This window comes from Dermacoccus sp. MPR-E5 (assembly GCF_058809565.1).
In genome coordinates, this window is the sequence record NZ_JBXASS010000016.1 from 33,377 (window position 1) to 50,056 (window position 16,680).

Genomic DNA, 16,680 nt, shown 5'->3' on the forward strand with positions numbered 1-16,680 from the left:
ACGGACGATCGACTCCACCGTGACACATTCGTGACCTTGGCGGCCAGTCAGCACGCGGTGACACCCGCCACGCACAGTGCCATCCACCAGCGACCAGAACCAGCGTGCGCGAGGCGATCCTGAACGAGCGGTGACACCCACCATGCACGGCGTCGGCAATCGGCGGTCCGAGCCGGGCGTCGGGCTCGGGCCGTCTTGCTCATCAGGACGCCGCCGCCCCCACGATGCAGCGTGCGACCCACCCCGCGGCCTCGTAGATCGGCACGTGGCCGAGGCCGGGGCCCTCGAGGAACGTCCAGGCCGGGTGACGAGCGGCGATGCGACGCGCCGCGGAGACGGGCACGAGGCGATCGCGCTCGCCGTGCACGAGCGTGACGGGTACCCGCAACTCGCTCAGCACGCGACGGTAACGCGGGCTTCCAGCAGCCACGACGAGCGAGTTGGCGGCCCGCACGAGCCCGGGCACGGCGTCCTGGTTCTCGGCCAGAGCACGGACCTCCTCGACGGAGCGTCGCATCACCCACTTCGGCACGCGATGCGGGTCGGCGACGACCGTCAGGACGCCCTCGACGCCCATGCGGTCGATGCCGCGGCGCGCGGCGTAACGCGGGATGACGCGTCGCGCCGCGGGCGGACACATGTAGAGGGAGAAGGTGACGAGCACCGACCAGTGCGGCCGATCCTGCGGGTGCAGCGGCAGCACGGGGTCGACGAGCACGAGACGCGACACGAGCTCAGGGTGCTTCGCGGTCATCATCGCGACGATCATCCCGCCCATCGAGTTGCCGACGAGGACGACGTCGCTCAGACCGAGCTGACGCAGGTACGCCGCGAGCAGATCGACGTTGTCGGAGACGGCCGAGCGGTTCGACCCACTCGTGCGACCGAACCCTGCGAGGTCGAGCGCCAGCACGCGACCGTGCTCGGTGAGGAACGGCCACAACGGCTCCCAGTTGGCGAGGCTGCCGCCGAGACCATGGACGAGCACATACGTCGGGCGACCAGTCGGCGCGGCTTCGGGGTGGGGCTCAGCGTCGGCGGCACCAGGGTCGGCCGCAGCGTCAGCCGCGGCGCGCTCCCGTTGCTCGCCGGCGAGCGACGCGTTCACGCCCGGGACGTCGACACCCCCGTCACTCGAGGCGTTGTCGGGCTGATCATCAGGCCCGCTGTCGCGGTGGAAGACCTCGACGCGATCGTCCCCGATGTCGATGACGACGCTCGTGATCGGTGGCAGCTTCGGCTCCGGCAGGTCCGCGTTCGCCAGCGACACATTTGCGTGGCTCGACGATGCGCCCTCAGACGCCGGCGATTCGTCGATGTCTGCCCTCTCGGCGAGGCGCGAGGTGTCGACGAACGAGGTGCCGGACGTGCCGTAAGGTGCGGGCTCGCGTGGCGTCTCCGTCATCGTTCGAGGTGTTCGGCGAACGTCGGCGCCTGCGAGCCGAGGACGGGCGTGTATGGGCGGATCGTGCGTTCGACGACGATGCCCTCGAGCAAGAACGGGTCGCGGTCGAGGCGCTCGGCGACATCCTCACGCGTGGGCGCGGCGATGACGAGCAGCGCACCGTCGGGCTCGGCGAGGGGGCCGGACAGCAGCATGCCCTCGACCTGCGAGAGGTAGGTGCGGTGCTCGGGGCGGTGGGCGTCGCGGGCGGCGACGTCGTCGGAATACGTGTAGGTGACAGCGAAGATGGCCATGATCTCTCCTACGCCACGCGCCGGTCGGCGGGCAAGTCGGGGTTGGTGCCCGAGAGTAGCCCCAGACGCGGCGGCGCGCCCATAGGATCGTCCCAACGAGGCAGGGAGGGAACTCGGCGTGAGCGAGAGTTGGCAGCTGGGAAGCCGCTACACGCTCGAGCGGCAGATCGGCTCGGGCGCGATGGGGCAGGTGTGGGTCGGGCATGACGTCGACGGCCACACCCTGGCCTTCAAACTGCTGCGCCCCGAACTCGCCGACGACCCCGGCGTCGTCGCGCGCTTCCTGCAGGAACGCAACCTCCTCGTCGGCCTGCGCAGCCCGTACGTCATCCGCGTGCACGACCTCGTCGTCGAGGGCCCGCGCCTCGCGATCGTCATGGACTACGTCGCCGGCGACTCCCTGCGCGCCCTCCTGCAACGGCGCGGCAACCTGACCCCGCACGATGTCGCGACGCTCGGCGCCCAGATCGCACAGGGCCTCGCCGCCGTCCACGGCGCGGGTGTGCTGCACCGCGACCTCAAGCCCGAGAACGTCCTGCTCGCCGACGATCCTGACGCGATGTCGAGGGCTGCGATGTCGAGGGCTACGACCGAGACTGCCTTGCCCGCCGACGCCGCATCGACGCCGACGTCCACCGACGCGCTGGGCACTCTCGTGCCGAAGCTCGCCGACTTCGGGGTGGCCTCCCTCGTCACGCAGACGGGGCAGGTGGCGACGGCGAACGTCATCGGCACGCCGCAGTACCTCGCGCCCGAACTCGGCGACGGGCAACCGAGCGGGCGCGCGGGGGACCTCTACGCGCTCGGCGTCACGCTGTACGAGATGGCGTGCGGCGCGGTGCTGTTCCACGCGGACTCGCCCGTCGCGTTGCTGCGCCTGCACGCCGATCACGCGCCGACGCGCCCCGACGGCATCCCCGATGCCCTGTGGGTGCTCATCGCCGAGCTGCTCGCGAAGAACCCGCACGAACGCCCGGACGATGCCGCAGCCGTGGCACAGCGACTGTGGGCCATGGCGCCGCAGTTCGCCGGCGCCCCCGCCGCGCCCGTGCTCAGCGCACCGCCGCGGACGTCACGGATCGTCGCCGCAGGGGCGTCGGAAAGCGCCGCGCCCATCGGATCGCCCGTGCCCATGTCAGGCGCCGCCGCGGCGGTGGCGGCGCCTGCGGCCGCAGGTGGGGCGGTCGGCGCGGGTGGCGTGGCCGGCCCGGGTGGGGCGAATCCCGCCGATCACCTGGGCACAGCGTCGGCGACGAGCGACACTCCGAGCGGGGGGCAGCACCGGCGCAGCGTCTGGCTGGCGGTGACGCTCGTCGCCGGTCTCGCTCTCATCGCGCTCGTCGCGTGGCTGCTGCTGCGCGACTCCTCCTCGTCGCATAGCGCAGCTCCGTCGCCGTCATCGTCGACGTCGAGTCGTTCGACGCAGCCACGAGACGTCCCCCTGTCGGGCGCGCTGTCGGGCGGGGCGCGCACGGCGAGCGTGCGCGTCGGCGGATCTTCGTACGACGACGCCGTCGTGCCGTTGCTCACCGACCGCCAGGCGTGCACCGCCGCGGCACAGTTCGCCCTCGATCGTCGCTACGACGAGGTGGCGTTCACCGTCGGCGCCACCGACGCCCAGCCTGGGGGGACGAACATGCAGCCGGAAGGTACGACGACCGTGACCGTCCGCGTCGACGGCAGCGCCAAGCAGACCGTCACTCTCGGCGGCAAGCAGGCCAAAACACTCCGCGTGCCCGTCAGCGGTGCCCGGACGTTGAGCGTCGACACCGACTCGATCGGCTGCTCGCCCGCGCTCGACACCGCCCCGGTCGCCCTCGTCGCCGGCACCCTGCGCACATCCTGACGCCCTGGATACCCCCGGCGCCACCCACTCACTCAGGCCCCGCCCACCTGCGATTTTCGTCCACACTCGCGAATCTCGTCCACATTCAACTCGAACCAACTGCGTGACGAGCCGCCCCCTGACGGCTCGTCACGCAGTAGACCTCGGTGGGTCACCGATTCGGCGTCAACCGGTCAGCGCATCAGCTCCGGCGCGACGTGGCCGAAGCGGTGCAGTGTCCGCGAGATGGCCTGCTCGCGCAGGAACGTCAGCAGTTCCCGGCGTCCCGTCGACAGCACCTCGCCGAACAGCGGCGTGATGCTCGCGCCCTGGTCCTCGCCGGGAGCTGAGGCGAGCGCGGCGGCCGTCTCGCCGTCGGCGTCCGCGCCGACCATGCGGATGCGCAGCGGCTCGCCGCCGCGCGTGCCCTCACGGCACCACGTGACGAACTGCGCCGAGCTCTCGACCGACCCCATGCGGTTCAGCCAGACGAGTGCCTGACGTCCCTCGCCCGTCGCCGCCAGGCGCGTCAGCGCCGGCTGCAGCGCGACATCCCACGACAGGTACACGCTCGAACCGACGAGGTGCGCTCCGAGTACGAGTCGCGCCACCTCGGCGAGCGTGCGGTCCGCGACGGCGTCGACGTCGCCGTCCGCCGAAGTCTCGCCGAGCTCCGCGCGCACGACGACCTGCGGCTGCGGGCGGTAGCGGAAGACGTTCGACTCGGCGCGCAGCGACGACGGGTCGGCCTCGATGCCGAGCTCCTCGCGCCACGCGAACGCGTCGGAACGCAGCGACGCATGCAGCCACTCGCGGTCGGCTTCGTTTCGCGCCAGCGGCGACAGGATCTCGAGCAGGTCGCGCACCCGCGGCATGATCGGCGCGCCCTGACGCGCGACGCCGTCAGACACCCACGTGCCGAACTGCGCGACGTAGTTCGGCCCGCCCGCCTTCGCGCCTGGGCCAATGACGGATTCCTTCCACCCGCCGAAGCTCTGACGCTGCACGATCGCGCCCGTGATGTGACGGTTGACGTAACAGTTGCCCGCTTCGACGTGCTCCTGCCAGTACGTGACCTCGTCCTCGTCGAGGCTGTGGATGCCAGCGGTGAGGCCGAACTGCGTCGCGTTCTGCAGTTCGAGCGCCTCCTCGAGCGTGTCGGCGTGCATGAGGCCGAGCACGGGGCCGAAGACCTCGGTCATGTGGAAGAACGAGCCGGGCTTCACGCCGTCCTTGAGGCCGGGGCTCCACAGGCGGCCGGTGTCGTCGAGCTGCTTCGGCTCGACGAGCCACGTCTCACCCGGTTCGAGCGTCGTCAGCGCCTTGAGCAGCTTGCCCGACGGCGGCTCGATGACCGGGCCCATCGTCGTGCCGAGGTCGCTCGGCCAGCCGACGCGCAGCGACTTCACGGCGTCGACGAGCTGCTCACGGAACCGCTTCGACGTCGCGACCGAGCCGACGAGGATGCCGAGCGAGGCAGCCGAGCACTTCTGCCCGGCGTGCCCGAACGCCGACTTCATGAGGTCGGCGGCGGCAAGGTCGAGGTCGGCGGCGGGCGTGACGACGAGTGCGTTCTTGCCGCTCGTCTCACCGAACACGCGCGGCCCACCGGCGTGACGCGCGCGCCACCCGGCGAACAGGCGACCCGTCTCGATCGAGCCGGTGAGGATGACGGTGTCGACGTCGTCGTGCGCGACGAGCGCGCGGCCGTTGTCGTCCTCCTCGACGCGGACGACCTGCGCGGCGTCGCGCGGGATGCCCGCAGCCCACAGGGCCTCCATCGCGACCTCGACGCAGCCGACCGTCTGCGGTGCCGGCTTGATGACGACGGCCGATCCGCTCGCGAGCGCCGCGAGCACCGAACCGATCGGGATGGCGACGGGGAAGTTCCACGGCGGAGTGACGAGCGTGAGGCGGTGAGGCTCGAATCGTGCTCCGTCAGAAGCCATTCCGGTGACCAACTCTTCGCAGCGGTCAGCGTAGTAGCGCGCGAAGTCGATCGCCTCCGAGATCTCCGGGTCGACCTGGTCGATCGTCTTGCCCCCCTCGGCGGCCGCGACGGTGACGAGATCACCGCGACGCTTCTCGATCTCCCGCGCCGCCTCACGCAGCAGCGCGGCACGCTCGGTGTTGGAACGTCCGGCCCACCCGGCCTGCGCCGCGACGCCGCGCGCGACGACGTCGTCGACCATCTCGCGCGACGTGAGCTGCGGCGACGTCAGCGGCGCCGGCTGACGCGTGACGGCCTCCCGCGCCCAATCGCGCACCGCGGGCAGCGCCGGGTCGGAGTCGGCCGTGTTCTCGAAGAAGTCTCCGATCGGCGCGCGCTCGGGCGAGCGTCGCGGGCCGACGGGCGTCGAGGCGATCGCGTCGATCGACTCACGGAAACGTCGCTCCTGGTCCTGCATCGCCGACAGCGCACCGGTGCCGACGAGGCCGTCACGCACGTACTTGTGACGCTCGGCCGCACCCTCGTCGTGGCTGAACATGGCGTGCAGGAAGTTCTGCTCCGCCGCGTTCTCCTCGAGGCGACGGATGAGGTAGGAGACGGCGACGTCGAAGTCCTCGCGCTTCACGACGGGCGTGTAGAGCAGGACGGTGCCGACGTCGGCCTTCACGGCGCGCGCCTGCGACGGCGCCATGCCCTGCAGCATCTCGACGTCGAGGTGCTCGCTCACACCACGCTTCTCGGCGAGCAGGTGCGCCATCGCGACGTCGTACAGGTTGTGCGAGGCGACACCGAGGCGGCACACCTCCACCGCGTCGGCGCGCGTCGCGCGCTCGATGAAGCGCAGGTAGTTCGCGTCGACGTCCTCCTTCGACGTGTACGGCGCCTGCTTCCAGTCGTGCAGTTCGGCCTCGACGCGCTCCATCGCGAGGTTCGCGCCCTTGACGAGACGCACCTTGATGCCCGCGCCACCGTTGGCCTTGCGCTCCTTCGCGAACGCGATGAGACGCTCGAGCGCCGGCACCGCGTCCGGCAGGTAGGCCTGCAGGACGATGCCCGCCTCGAGGTCGTGGAACTCCGGCTCCGACAGCAGGCGCGTGAACAGCTCGATCGTCAGGTCGAGGTCGCGGTACTCCTCCATGTCGAGGTTGACGAACTTCTTCTTGATGTCGCCGCGGTTGACGTTCGCGGCGCCCCCACCCGGCTGGCCTGCGTCGGCGTTGGCGTCACCGGTGTTCGACGATGGCGACGACGCGTCGCTCGCCGTGCCGTTCGCGACGCGGTAGATCGGACGCAGCCGCTCGAGGGCGCGCTCGACGGTGCCCTCGGCGTCCCACGTCGAGATCTGCGAGACGAGGCAGCTGACCTTGATCGAGACGTAGTCGACGTCGTCGCGCGCGAGCAGTTTGCGCGTCTCCTCGGTGCGACGCGCGGCCTCGGCCTCACCAAGGACGGCCTCCCCGAGCAAATTGATGTTGAGGCGGAAGCCGTCGGCGTGCGCCTTGGCGAGGTGCTTCGCGAGCGTCGGGTCGCTCGCGTCGACGACGAGGTGGCCGACGAGCTGACGCAGACGCGTGCGCGCCGCGGGCACGACGACGGGCGGCATCGTCGTCGCGAGGCGGGAACCGAGGCCGAGCAGCTTCGCGTCGAGCTTGCCCATGAACCCGGTCGCCTCGTTCGACGACAGGCGCGCGAGCTCGCGCGCAGCGGCCGTGTTGTCCTCGGGGCGCGCGACGCGGTCGACGAACTTCACCGCGAGGTCGAGGCCCTTCTCGTCACGCAGCAGCGCGCCGAGCTGGTCGCTCGTGCGCTTCTCGGCCTTCGTCTGGCCGGCCTCGGTCGCGTCGCTCCAACGGTTCGCGAGGGCGACGGCGTCCTCGACGAGGTCGTGCAGTTCGGCGAACGTCGCAGCGTCGTCGGACGGGGTGGTGTCGACGGTGGTGGCGCCCGGGGTGCGGGGTGCGTCAGTGATCTGGCTCATACCACCAGTCAAACCCCTCCTGACCGCTAAAGTCTTGCCCGCCTGCCGCAGCCTCGCCGCGGGTATCGGCCAGAACGGCTCGTCGTGACGGTTCGTGTCGCCGGCGGGACGGGAAGACCCAGGGACCTGTGGGGCTGGCGAGGTCTGTGGGCCTGGCGGTGCCGACACGCCCGCTACCCTTCCCTCATGACGACGGCACCGACGCTCGACGCCCTACGTGGCGCGCTCGGACCCGCCGTCCTCGAAATGGTCGATCACCTGCCGGGCACGATGTTCTGCGTCAAGGGTGCGGACGGTCGCTACCTCGCCGTCAACCCGACGTTCGTCGAGCGCACGAACAAGCGCTCGCGCGGTGACGTCGTCGGGCGTCGCGCGGCCGAACTGTTCGTGCCGGAGCTCGCCGAGCGCTACGAGGAGCAGGACGCGCGCGTCCTGTCGTCCGGCAAGCCGCTGTTCAACGAGCTCGAGCTGATCCGCGCCTCGGGCGGGCCGTTTCGTTGGCACATCACGGCGAAGATGCCGCTGCGCGACCAGGCGGGGCGTGTCGTCGGCATCGCCAGCATGTCGCAGGACGTCGGCGAGGCCGCCGAGGACGACCCGGCGATGACGTCGCTCGGCGCCGTGCGCGCCTACATCGACGCGCACCTCGACCAGCCGGTGACGTCGCAGGATCTCGCCCGCGTCGCGGGATGCTCGGTCGACACGCTGGAGCGACGCTCGCGCCGCGTGTTCGGACGTTCGCCGCGCCAACTCGTCCTGTCGTCACGCATCGACGCCGCGCGCGAGATGCTCACCGCCAAAGAGCTGACGCTGGCGCAGATCGCCGTCCGCTGCGGCTACTCCGACCAGGCCGCGTTCAACCGCACGTTCACGCGCCTCGCCGGCATGCCCCCGGGACGTTATCGCCGCGAGCGCCGCACCCAGGGCTGACGAGACCCGACCCGATCCGACCTGATCCCGAGCCCCACCCCATCCAACGGCCGGCACCGCCCGCGCGCCGACAGCATCCCGATTCTGCGATCTTCGTACACATTCACCGTTCATCGCTCCGACCCCGGCCGTCACCGCCGCGACTCGTCTTGATCCGCGGCCCGCGACGCCCCATGGGGCGTCCTCGCGAAATAGCGTGGACCTGCATGCCCTTCGAACCCGACGAAAGGACGCCTCTCATGGCCGACATCGCCACCGCCGACCTCTATGACGAGCTCGGCGACGCGCTCGACTCGTGCTCCACCCAGTTCACTCAGTACGGCGGACGCGCGCGGTTCAGCGGCACGATCGTGACGATCAAGTGCTTCCGCGACAACCAGATCGTCAAGGAGACACTCAACTCGCCGGGCGCGGGCAAGGTGCTCGTCGTCGACGGCGACGGCAACGTCGAGAGCGCCCTGATGGGCGACATGATCGCCGAGGCCGCCGTCGCGAACGGGTGGGAGGGCGTCATCATCAACGGCGCCATCCGTGACAGCGCCGCCGTCGCGAAACTCGACCTCGGCACCAAGGCTCTCGGCACGAACCCGCGCAAGTCGGCGAAGGACGGCAAGGGCGAGAAGGACGTTCCGGTGACGTTCGGGGGCGCCACGTTCAAGCCCGGCGACCATCTGTGGAGCGACGAGGACGGCATCGTCGTCACGTCCGCGGAACACGCCTCCACCGTCCTGTCCTGACGGGCCCGACAAGCCCGACCTGATGCCGATATCGACGCAGCCCGCCTGGCAGGTCTGCCTCGCAGGTCCGGCCGACGTCGATGTCACCCGCGCACCGCGTCGTCCGCGTGCCGCGCCGAGCCGGGCCGCGCCGGGCCACCACATGCCGCGACGCGATAGAACGCCCCGCGAGAGTGGCGAGGGGCCACCTGCTCGCCTACCGTTACGCCCATGAGTTCAACTGTCGCGTGCATCGGTTTTGCCGACCCCGCTGCCCTGGCCGCCCTGGCGCGCGACAAGGGTGCGCCGGCGCACGAGTTGTCGAGCACGACGCGTTGGGTCGACTCGAGTGGCGCGATGCTGTTGCTCGACCGCACGGCGCAGTACGCGCGCCCTGGTTTCGACACGCCGGTGCGCACTCCGTACCGCGGCATCACGCCGCTCGAGAACGGTCTGGCGCAGGTGACGCTGACGGACGTCTCGGGTTTCGAGCTCGACCCGTTCACGGTCGTGCCGAACAACCGGTACACGGTCGGTTGGGCCGCGGTGGGGCGCGTCGCGCTCGTCGCGATGGGTGTCGACACCGAGTTCTTCGCGACGGTCGAGGATTTCTTCGACTCGCCCCGCAGTGCGATGCCCGGAGTCGAAGGTGAGCCGCCGGCCGAGGTCAAGCAGTTCGGTCTGCCGTGGCCGCCGCCGATGGAGATCGAGACGTTCCTGCCCGCCACGTCGAGCGATTCGCCTCTCGCGACGTTGAGCGGCACCGTCCAGTTCGCCGAGATCCGCACGAACTCCGTCACGGGCCACGAGTTCCTCGTCTCCCGGATCGCGACGGTGTGCGGCGAGATCGACCTGTGCACGCCCGTCCCCCTCGACGGCGTGCCGGCACCGGGGTCGGTGACGGTCGGTCAGGTCGAGCTGCTCGCCGGTTTCCCGGCGCACGGTCTCGACGACCCGTCGGCCGCGTACGACTCCCCCGAACGCGTCGGCCCGACGTTCCGTGACGGAGACCCGAACTCCCCCGACGACGTCATGCCGATGGATGCCCCCGACCTGCCCGACGGGCTCGTCCTCGGCGATGACGGCGTCGTGCGCACCACCGAGGAGCACGCGGCGTGGAAGGGCGGCGACGCCGAGGCCGGGTTGCACCCGAAGCCGGTCCCCACGCCCTCCACGCGCGAGGAAACCTCCACCGAGGACGCCCTCGACGCCCGACGCGAACTGCCCGCCGAGCCTGACGTGGTCGAGCCCGGCGCCGACGAAGCGAGCGAGTCGGTGGGTAACTCTCAGAGCGGAGAACCCGAGAACGCCGCTGTCGCGAGCGCTGACACCACCGACACCCCCGAGGCGACTGATACGCCCGGTGCGCCGTCACGCGCGACGAACCAAGCGCCCACCTCCGGTGCCGCACGCACCGACGTCCCTGGCGCGTCGACCGAGACGCCGAACCAACCGCCGCCCTCCGGTGCGTCGACGACCCCCAAGACGCCCGACGCAACCGCCGTCAGCGCCTCCGACGACGACAGCGCCCCGCGCCCGGGCGAGACGCGTCGTGAGTGGCGGGCTCGCACCGGTCGCTGACGGCGCGCAGGTCAGCCGGCGGGGCGGTCACCCACCGTACGGGTGCCGTCGCGGTTGGGCTCCAGCACGGACAGCACGTCGAGCTCGACGGCCCATCCCTGCGGGCCGGCGTCGCCTGTCTGCTCCGAACACTTGAAAACCTTCCAAATTCTTGGCTAGACCTGGCGCATGAGCGACTACCCAGAACGCCACGCCTTGGGCAGGATCGACGTCATCAACCTCGAGGATCTTCCCGCGCTCAGCCGCGATGTTCCCCTCGACCTGCCGAGCATCCAAGCCGGGTGGCCCGACTTCGAGCACGCCTTCGACTCCCTGAAGGGACGACGCATGATGGGCCTCGTCTACGGCGGATCGCACATCTACCGCATGTGCTCGAATCGGTTGGATCGCGACGCCGCAATCCCGCTGGGTCTGGACGAGACGACGATCCCGGGCGGCGCCTACCTTCGGCTGCGCCTACGAGGTGAAGCGCCGGAGGTCTACGGGCACATCGGCGAGGCGTTCGACGTCCTCTTCGGCTTGGCAGATCACGACTCGTCCCGTCCGCAGATCGAGAGTTACCGACGTGAAGGCGAGGTCGACTGCCTCCTCCCGGTCCTGGCGTAGTTGACGGGGGTCCCCCACCACAGACCGCTTTACGTCATGTCGCTGATGGCGATCCCATCACCGAGGACGGTGGCATGGCGCCATGAGGGGATGACTTCGCGATCTGCGAGGGTGAACGTTCGTCATCTCGTCAAGCCTCCTGGATGTTGTGTCATGAACGCGCGCCATTTCACGCGTTGATGACACAAGATCGCGCCGGGGTCGGCGAGCGCCGAGCACCCCGTCAGCCACGCCCTCGCCGCTGCCCCACCGAACCCGCCAGTTCGTCCGCAGAGACGAAGGTCCCAGAGCTGCTCACCCCGGCGGCGGAAGCTTTTGTCAGTTGTGAGAGGCACAATGTCTGAGTGAACTCCGCTCTGCCACCGCGCCCTGCCCGCTCGTCAGGCACCACGCGCCGCGGCTCGCTGCTCAAGCGCGCCGCGTGGCGCGCTGCCGAGGTGTTCACGACGCCGGCGCCGCCGCAGGAGTTCGCGCGCCTGTTCAACCCGCTCGTCTCGAGCCGTCAGCTGCGCGGCGTCGTCACCGCCGTGCGCCATGAGACGGCGAACTCGGCGACGATCGAGTTCACGCCCGGTGGCACGTGGGACGCGCACAAGGCCGGCCAGTACGCGCGCATCGGCGTCGAGATCGACGGGGTGCGCAACTGGCGCTCGTACTCCCTCGTCACCGCCGAGGGCCACGACCCGGCGATCACCGTCACCGCTGTCGGGCGCGTCTCGAGCCACCTCGTGCACCACACCGAGCCCGGCGACGTGCTGTTCCTCGCTCCGCCGCAGGGCGACTTCCTCCTGCCCACCGGCCCGCGCCCCCTGCTCATGCTGACGGCGGGCAGCGGCCTCACGCCCGTCATGTCGATGCTGCGCACCCTGCTGCCGCAGCGGCGCGACGCGGACGTCGTCGTCATCCACTCCTCGCGCAACTCCGACGAGACGCTGTTCCTTGACGAACTCACGCAGATGAACGACGCACACCACAGCCTGACGCTCGTGCACCGCTTCACCGGACACGAAGGCCGTCTCGATCTCGCGACGACCCATGACCTCGACACGCTCTGCCCCGACTGGCGCAGCCGCAAGACGTACGTCTGCGGGCCGCAGGAGATGCTCGACGACGCCGAACGTCTCTGGCACAGCGAGGATCTGCCGCACGAGCTGAGCGTCGAACGCTTCGCCCCGACCCTGTTCGCCGACCCCGACGCGCGCGGCGGCGTCGTCACGTTCGAGAAGTCCGACAAGGAGGCGAGCGCCGAGGGCAACACGACGCTGCTCGAGGTCGGCGAGGACGCAGGCGTCCTGCTTCCGTCCGGGTGCCGCATGGGCATCTGCCGTACCTGCCTGACGCCGCTCGTCAGCGGCACCGTGCGCAATCTGTCGTCGGGCGAACTGTGCTCCGACGAGGGCGAACTCATCCAGACCTGCATCAGCGCCGCCGTGGGCCCGGTCCACCTCGACGCGTGAGTAGTGATGACGTCACCATGACCACCCACGGCGCATTCCGCCGACCCGACGCGCCCGCCCTGAGCGCACGATCCCGCTGCGTCGTCAGGCCCTCGACGCCCCGTCACGCCGCGCTGACCGGACGCGCGGCCACCTCACGTCCTCTTTCCCCATCCGGCGAGAACGAACCCGACCAGGAGTTCAGCTCATGACATCCGTCCTCAACGCCCTCAAGCCCGGCGCCGCCGATTCGAAGACGGCCCGCGCGGCCGCGAAGCCCGACAAACGCACCGGCGTCCTGCCGACGCACGGCCACCTCGCCGTGCGCCCGCCGACGGCCGCGCACCTCAGTGACGACGACGTCGAACGCCTCGGCGCCGAACTCGACGCGATCCGTGACGAGGTGCTCGCCGAGCGCGGCGCGAAGGACGCTGCGTACGTCAAGCGCATGGTGAAGATCCAGCGTGCGACGGAACTCGCGGGCCGCGTCTGCATGATCGGCAGCCGCTCGAAGATCGCGTGGAGCGCCGGCGTCGGCCTCATCGCGCTCGGCAAGGTGCTCGACAACATGGAGCTCGGCCACAACGTCCTGCACGGGCAGTGGGATTGGATGCGCGACCCCGACATCCACTCGACGACGTGGGAGTGGGATTTCGTCGCGCCCGCCCGCGGCTGGCAGCACACGCACAACGACCTGCACCACACGTGGACGAACGTCATCGGCAAGGACCGCGACGTGGGCTACAACATCCTGCGCGTCAGCGACGACCAGCCGTGGAAGCCGCGCGACCTCGCGAACCCGCTCGTCAACCTCGTGCTCGCGCCGATGTTCGAATGGGGCATCGCGAGCTACGACATCGAGTGGGATCAGTACAAGGCCGGGTACAAGTCGCGAGAGGCCGTCATGGCCGACATCGCGGCGCTGCGCGACAAGGCCATCGCGATGGTCGCCAAGGACTACGTCGCGACGCCGCTCGCTGCGGCCACCGTCGGCGCGCTCGTCGGCAAGGCCCTCGGACGACCGACGAACTTCCGTTCGACGGCGCTGCGCGCGCTCGGCGGCACCGTCGCGGCGAACGCGCTGCGCAACGTCTGGGCGCACGCCGTCATCTTCTGCGGTCACTTCCCCGACGGCGTCGACACCTTCGACGAACGCATGATCGACGGCGAGACGCGCGGCGACTGGTACATCCGGCAGATGCTCGGCTCGGCGAACATCTCCGGCACCCGCACGTTTCACACGCTGACGGGCAACCTCAGCCACCAGATCGAGCACCACCTCTTCCCCGACCTGCCGAGCAACCGCTACATCGAGGTCGCCCCCAAGGTGCGCGAGATCTGCGAACGCTATGGCCTGCCGTACAACACGGGACGATTCGGGCGTCAGCTCGGCTCGACGTGGAAGAACATCTGCGTCCTCGCAGTCCCGACACGTGACGAATGGGCCGCCTACCGCGCCGGTTGATCGCCTCTGCCCCTCGACGAACCCGCACGTCCTGTCTCGACGGGAGTGCGGGTTCGCACGCTCCGTCGGACGGGCGTGTGAGCGCGCGGGAGCACCCAACCCGCACGCTGCCGTCGCGACTGGGCGCGATAGTTCGCGTATCCGCTGAGCGCACAGCTCGCCGAGTCGCCGCCACCCTGTGAAGTAGCTCATAATGGGCTGTGCATGCCCGATCTGCTCGAGACCGAGCCTCGCGGGCCTTCATCGAAAGGTGACTCACGTGTCACTCACCTCCCGCGTCGCCGCCGGTTTCGGCACCGCGCTCGTCGCTGTCTCGTTCGCCGCTCCGGCCCTCGCCGAGCAGCCCGCCCCGAAGCCGACGATGCCCGCCACCATCGAGCAGCTGGCTGCCAAGCTGCCGCCGTTCCCCGGCGAGAACGCCACGGACGCGCAGATCGAGGCGTGGTTCCAGCAGGCGTCGAAGACCCTCGGCCTGCCGCCCTTCCCGGGTGAGAACGCCACGGACGAGCAGGCGTACACGTACGTCAAGGCCGTCGTGAAGCTGCTCGGCCTGCCGGCGCTGCCCGCGATGGACGCCTCCGACGCCGAGTACGACGCGTGGGCCGGCAAGGTCGCCACGATGTTGGGCCTGCCGAAGCCGCCGTCGGCCAACGCGTCCGAAGCACAGTGGGACGCCTGGTTCACCACGCTCATGGGCATGTCCGGCATGCCGCAGATGCCGGGCGGGATGCCGCACAAGCCGGGCGCGTCCCACGCCTCGTCGAAGCCGGCCGGCCCCGTCGTCCAGACCGACCGCGTCGCGCCGTCGTCGAACACCGGCGCGCTGACGGGCGCTGCCGCGCTCGCGTTCGCCGCGGCGGGCGTGACGCTCGTCATGCGTCGCCGAGCATCGCGCTGACGCAACGCTTTTCCCGGGTGACGCCCGTCGAGCCACGGCTCGGCGGGCGTCGCGCGTTTGCGGCGGGCCGGGGCTCGGTCATTAGACAGGTGAAGAACCCGCACGGAGCAACACCACTTCGTGCCCGCTCACGCCTTCCGAGGAGACGCCACATGTCGCACTCGACCATGAACATCCGTCACCGCGCCGCCGCCCTGGCCGGCGCAGTCGCCATCGTCGGCACCGCAGGAGCCGGCCTCGCGAGCACCGCTTCCGCGGCGAACGGCTCGGGCGCGCAGAGCACGCTCGCCGCCATCAAGTTCTGCGAGAGCTCGAACAACTACCAGGCGCAGAACCCGTCGTCGACCGCCTCGGGCGCCTACCAGTTCCTCGACACGACGTGGCAGGGCCTCTCCGCGGCCAAGGGCTACTCGAAGGCCAAGTACGCGCCCGCGTCGGTGCAGGACGCCGCAGCCCTCGAGTTGTACAACCAGGCCGGCACCTCCCCCTGGGCCGCCAGCTCCAGCTGCTGGGCCACGTAAGACCTCTCGGCACGATGTGTCGTGCCGGTGACGCCCCCGTCAGGATTTGTCCTGACGGGGGCGTCGTGCTGCCCAGGCAGGCCGGGGGTGGGGCCCGTCAGGACGCGCGTCGCACGACACCGTCGAGCTGAGCGGCTGAGTCGACGATGCGGTAGCCGACGCCACGCACCGTCGTGATGTCGTGGCGACCGAACGGGCGGTCGAGCTTGCGCCGCAGATGGCTGACGACCTGGTCGACGAGGTTCGACGTCGCCGCATCGAGCCCGCCCCAGACGTCGTCGACGATGCGCGCGCGTGACACCACGTGCCCCGCGTTGCGCATGAGCAGTTCGAGGACGGCGTACTCTCGGGCGGTGAGGTCGATCGCCACATCACCCCCTTGCGCGCCGCTCACCACGTCGCGGGTGGTGGCCCCGCCCGGCTCGGCAAGGGCGTCACCGATGCTGGCGTGATCGCTGCCGGCGTCACCCGTGGTGGCGTCGTCGAGCGTCCTGACGGCGACGCGCGCCGCTCGATCCAGACGGAGGGTCCCGACGCGCAGTTCGTCCTCGACGAGGTGCGGGGCCCTGCGCGTCAGAGCTCGCAGACGCGCGGCGACCTCGGCGAACGGCACGGGTGAGGTGACGACATCGTCGGCGCCCGCGTCGAGCACGTCGACGAGGTCGGCCGATTCGCTGCGGCGAGCCATGACGAGGATCGGCGCGCGCTCGCCGTCGCCGCGCAGGGCGGTGACGACGGGGACGTCGTGCGTGCCGGGTCGGGCGCTGCAGATGACGATGACGTCGGGTTCCGCCTCGCTCGCCAACCACAGCGCCTCGCCGCGCTGAGAGGCCGCCTGCACGACGTACCCCTCCTGCGCGAGCGCCGGCTGCAGACGTGCCGACGTGCGGCCGGATTCGTCGACGATGAGTGCCTTCATGACGGCGACGCTAAGAACCTCGCCTTTGATTTCGATAAGAACGCCGGCCGTCACGCGCCCTCTCTGAGGCCCCGACCGACCCTCGCCCGGCGGCTCGCCGCGACGCGGTGCTTCTGTCGAAAACTGTTGCACCACAAGCGATCAGAGCCGACCGCC

General features: G+C 70.4%; 13 protein-coding genes. 9 read left to right on the plus strand and 4 right to left on the minus strand.

All coding sequences use genetic code 11. The features are described from left to right. Positions 1-202: 202 nt before the first annotated feature. Both AC1RS9_RS12055 and AC1RS9_RS12060 read right to left on the minus strand, forming a co-directional pair. Complete coding sequence (locus AC1RS9_RS12055; protein WP_083607331.1) at positions 203-1,405, minus strand: alpha/beta fold hydrolase; 1,203 nt, start codon at positions 1,403-1,405, stop codon at positions 203-205. Then, the gene (locus AC1RS9_RS12060) at positions 1,402-1,698 is read right to left on the minus strand and encodes a YciI family protein (protein WP_038569695.1); all 297 of its coding nucleotides are present in this window, start codon (positions 1,696-1,698) and stop codon (positions 1,402-1,404) included. Before AC1RS9_RS12060 ends, AC1RS9_RS12055 begins: the two co-directional genes overlap by 4 nt. Positions 1,699-1,816: 118 nt before the next feature. Here AC1RS9_RS12060 and AC1RS9_RS12065 point away from each other — a divergent pair, with 118 nt between their 5' ends. Next, positions 1,817-3,544 (plus strand): serine/threonine-protein kinase, encoded by a 1,728-nt coding sequence (locus tag AC1RS9_RS12065; protein ID WP_131941767.1) that lies wholly within the window; start codon positions 1,817-1,819, stop codon positions 3,542-3,544. 173 nt (positions 3,545-3,717) lie between these two features. Here the strand turns inward: AC1RS9_RS12065 and AC1RS9_RS12070 are convergent, their stop codons facing one another. Continuing rightward, positions 3,718-7,452, minus strand: coding sequence for a proline dehydrogenase family protein (locus AC1RS9_RS12070; protein ID WP_492921624.1), 3,735 nt, complete (start codon positions 7,450-7,452; stop codon positions 3,718-3,720). A 186-nt stretch (positions 7,453-7,638) separates the two neighbouring features. On the opposite strand from AC1RS9_RS12070, the gene AC1RS9_RS12075 reads away from it, so the two are divergent. From AC1RS9_RS12075 to AC1RS9_RS12110, 8 genes are all read left to right on the plus strand, one after another. Continuing rightward, positions 7,639-8,382 carry a PAS domain-containing protein gene (locus tag AC1RS9_RS12075; RefSeq protein WP_492921626.1) on the plus strand — a complete coding sequence of 248 codons (744 nt, stop codon included), beginning with the start codon at positions 7,639-7,641 and terminating at the stop codon, positions 8,380-8,382. Between the two features lie 239 nt (positions 8,383-8,621). Beyond that, a complete protein-coding gene (rraA, locus tag AC1RS9_RS12080) occupies positions 8,622-9,119 on the plus strand; it encodes a ribonuclease E activity regulator RraA (RefSeq protein ID WP_492921628.1) in 498 nt (165 codons plus the stop codon). Between the two features lie 210 nt (positions 9,120-9,329). Continuing rightward, positions 9,330-10,679, plus strand: a complete 1,350-nt coding sequence (locus AC1RS9_RS12085) for a hypothetical protein (RefSeq protein WP_492921630.1) — start codon at positions 9,330-9,332, stop codon at positions 10,677-10,679. A 168-nt stretch (positions 10,680-10,847) separates the two neighbouring features. Next, positions 10,848-11,285 carry an AraC family transcriptional regulator gene (locus AC1RS9_RS12090; protein ID WP_492921632.1) on the plus strand — a complete coding sequence of 146 codons (438 nt, stop codon included), beginning with the start codon at positions 10,848-10,850 and terminating at the stop codon, positions 11,283-11,285. Between the two features lie 344 nt (positions 11,286-11,629). Then, on the plus strand, positions 11,630-12,742 hold the full coding sequence (locus AC1RS9_RS12095) for a ferredoxin reductase (protein WP_492921634.1): 1,113 nt from the start codon (positions 11,630-11,632) through the stop codon (positions 12,740-12,742). Positions 12,743-12,929: 187 nt separating this feature from the next. Next, on the plus strand, positions 12,930-14,186 hold the full coding sequence (locus AC1RS9_RS12100; protein WP_006945549.1) for a fatty acid desaturase family protein: 1,257 nt from the start codon (positions 12,930-12,932) through the stop codon (positions 14,184-14,186). 259 nt (positions 14,187-14,445) lie between these two features. After that, complete coding sequence (locus tag AC1RS9_RS12105; RefSeq protein WP_074046253.1) at positions 14,446-15,084, plus strand: hypothetical protein; 639 nt, start codon at positions 14,446-14,448, stop codon at positions 15,082-15,084. Between the two features lie 152 nt (positions 15,085-15,236). Further along, positions 15,237-15,605: a transglycosylase family protein gene (locus AC1RS9_RS12110; RefSeq protein WP_131941779.1), complete on the plus strand. Its 369-nt coding sequence runs from the start codon at positions 15,237-15,239 to the stop codon at positions 15,603-15,605. Between the two features lie 97 nt (positions 15,606-15,702). On the opposite strand, the gene AC1RS9_RS12115 is transcribed toward AC1RS9_RS12110, so the two are convergent. Further along, a complete protein-coding gene (locus tag AC1RS9_RS12115; protein WP_492921637.1) occupies positions 15,703-16,524 on the minus strand; it encodes a response regulator transcription factor in 822 nt (273 codons plus the stop codon). Positions 16,525-16,680: the final 156 nt, after the last annotated feature.

Bases quoted from the DNA above. Each gene is read 5' to 3' on its own strand.
- AC1RS9_RS12055 (WP_083607331.1), bottom strand. From the start codon at position 1,405: ATGACGGAGACGCCACGCGAGCCCGCACCTTACGGCACGTCCGGCACC.
- AC1RS9_RS12060 (WP_038569695.1), bottom strand. From the start codon at position 1,698: ATGGCCATCTTCGCTGTCACCTACACGTATTCCGACGACGTCGCCGCC.
- AC1RS9_RS12070 (WP_492921624.1), bottom strand. From the start codon at position 7,452: ATGAGCCAGATCACTGACGCACCCCGCACCCCGGGCGCCACCACCGTC.
- AC1RS9_RS12075 (WP_492921626.1), top strand. From the start codon at position 7,639: ATGACGACGGCACCGACGCTCGACGCCCTACGTGGCGCGCTCGGACCC.
- rraA (WP_492921628.1), top strand. From the start codon at position 8,622: ATGGCCGACATCGCCACCGCCGACCTCTATGACGAGCTCGGCGACGCG.
- AC1RS9_RS12085 (WP_492921630.1), top strand. From the start codon at position 9,330: ATGAGTTCAACTGTCGCGTGCATCGGTTTTGCCGACCCCGCTGCCCTG.
- AC1RS9_RS12090 (WP_492921632.1), top strand. From the start codon at position 10,848: ATGAGCGACTACCCAGAACGCCACGCCTTGGGCAGGATCGACGTCATC.
- AC1RS9_RS12100 (WP_006945549.1), top strand. From the start codon at position 12,930: ATGACATCCGTCCTCAACGCCCTCAAGCCCGGCGCCGCCGATTCGAAG.
- AC1RS9_RS12110 (WP_131941779.1), top strand. From the start codon at position 15,237: ATGTCGCACTCGACCATGAACATCCGTCACCGCGCCGCCGCCCTGGCC.
- AC1RS9_RS12115 (WP_492921637.1), bottom strand. From the start codon at position 16,524: ATGAAGGCACTCATCGTCGACGAATCCGGCCGCACGTCGGCACGTCTG.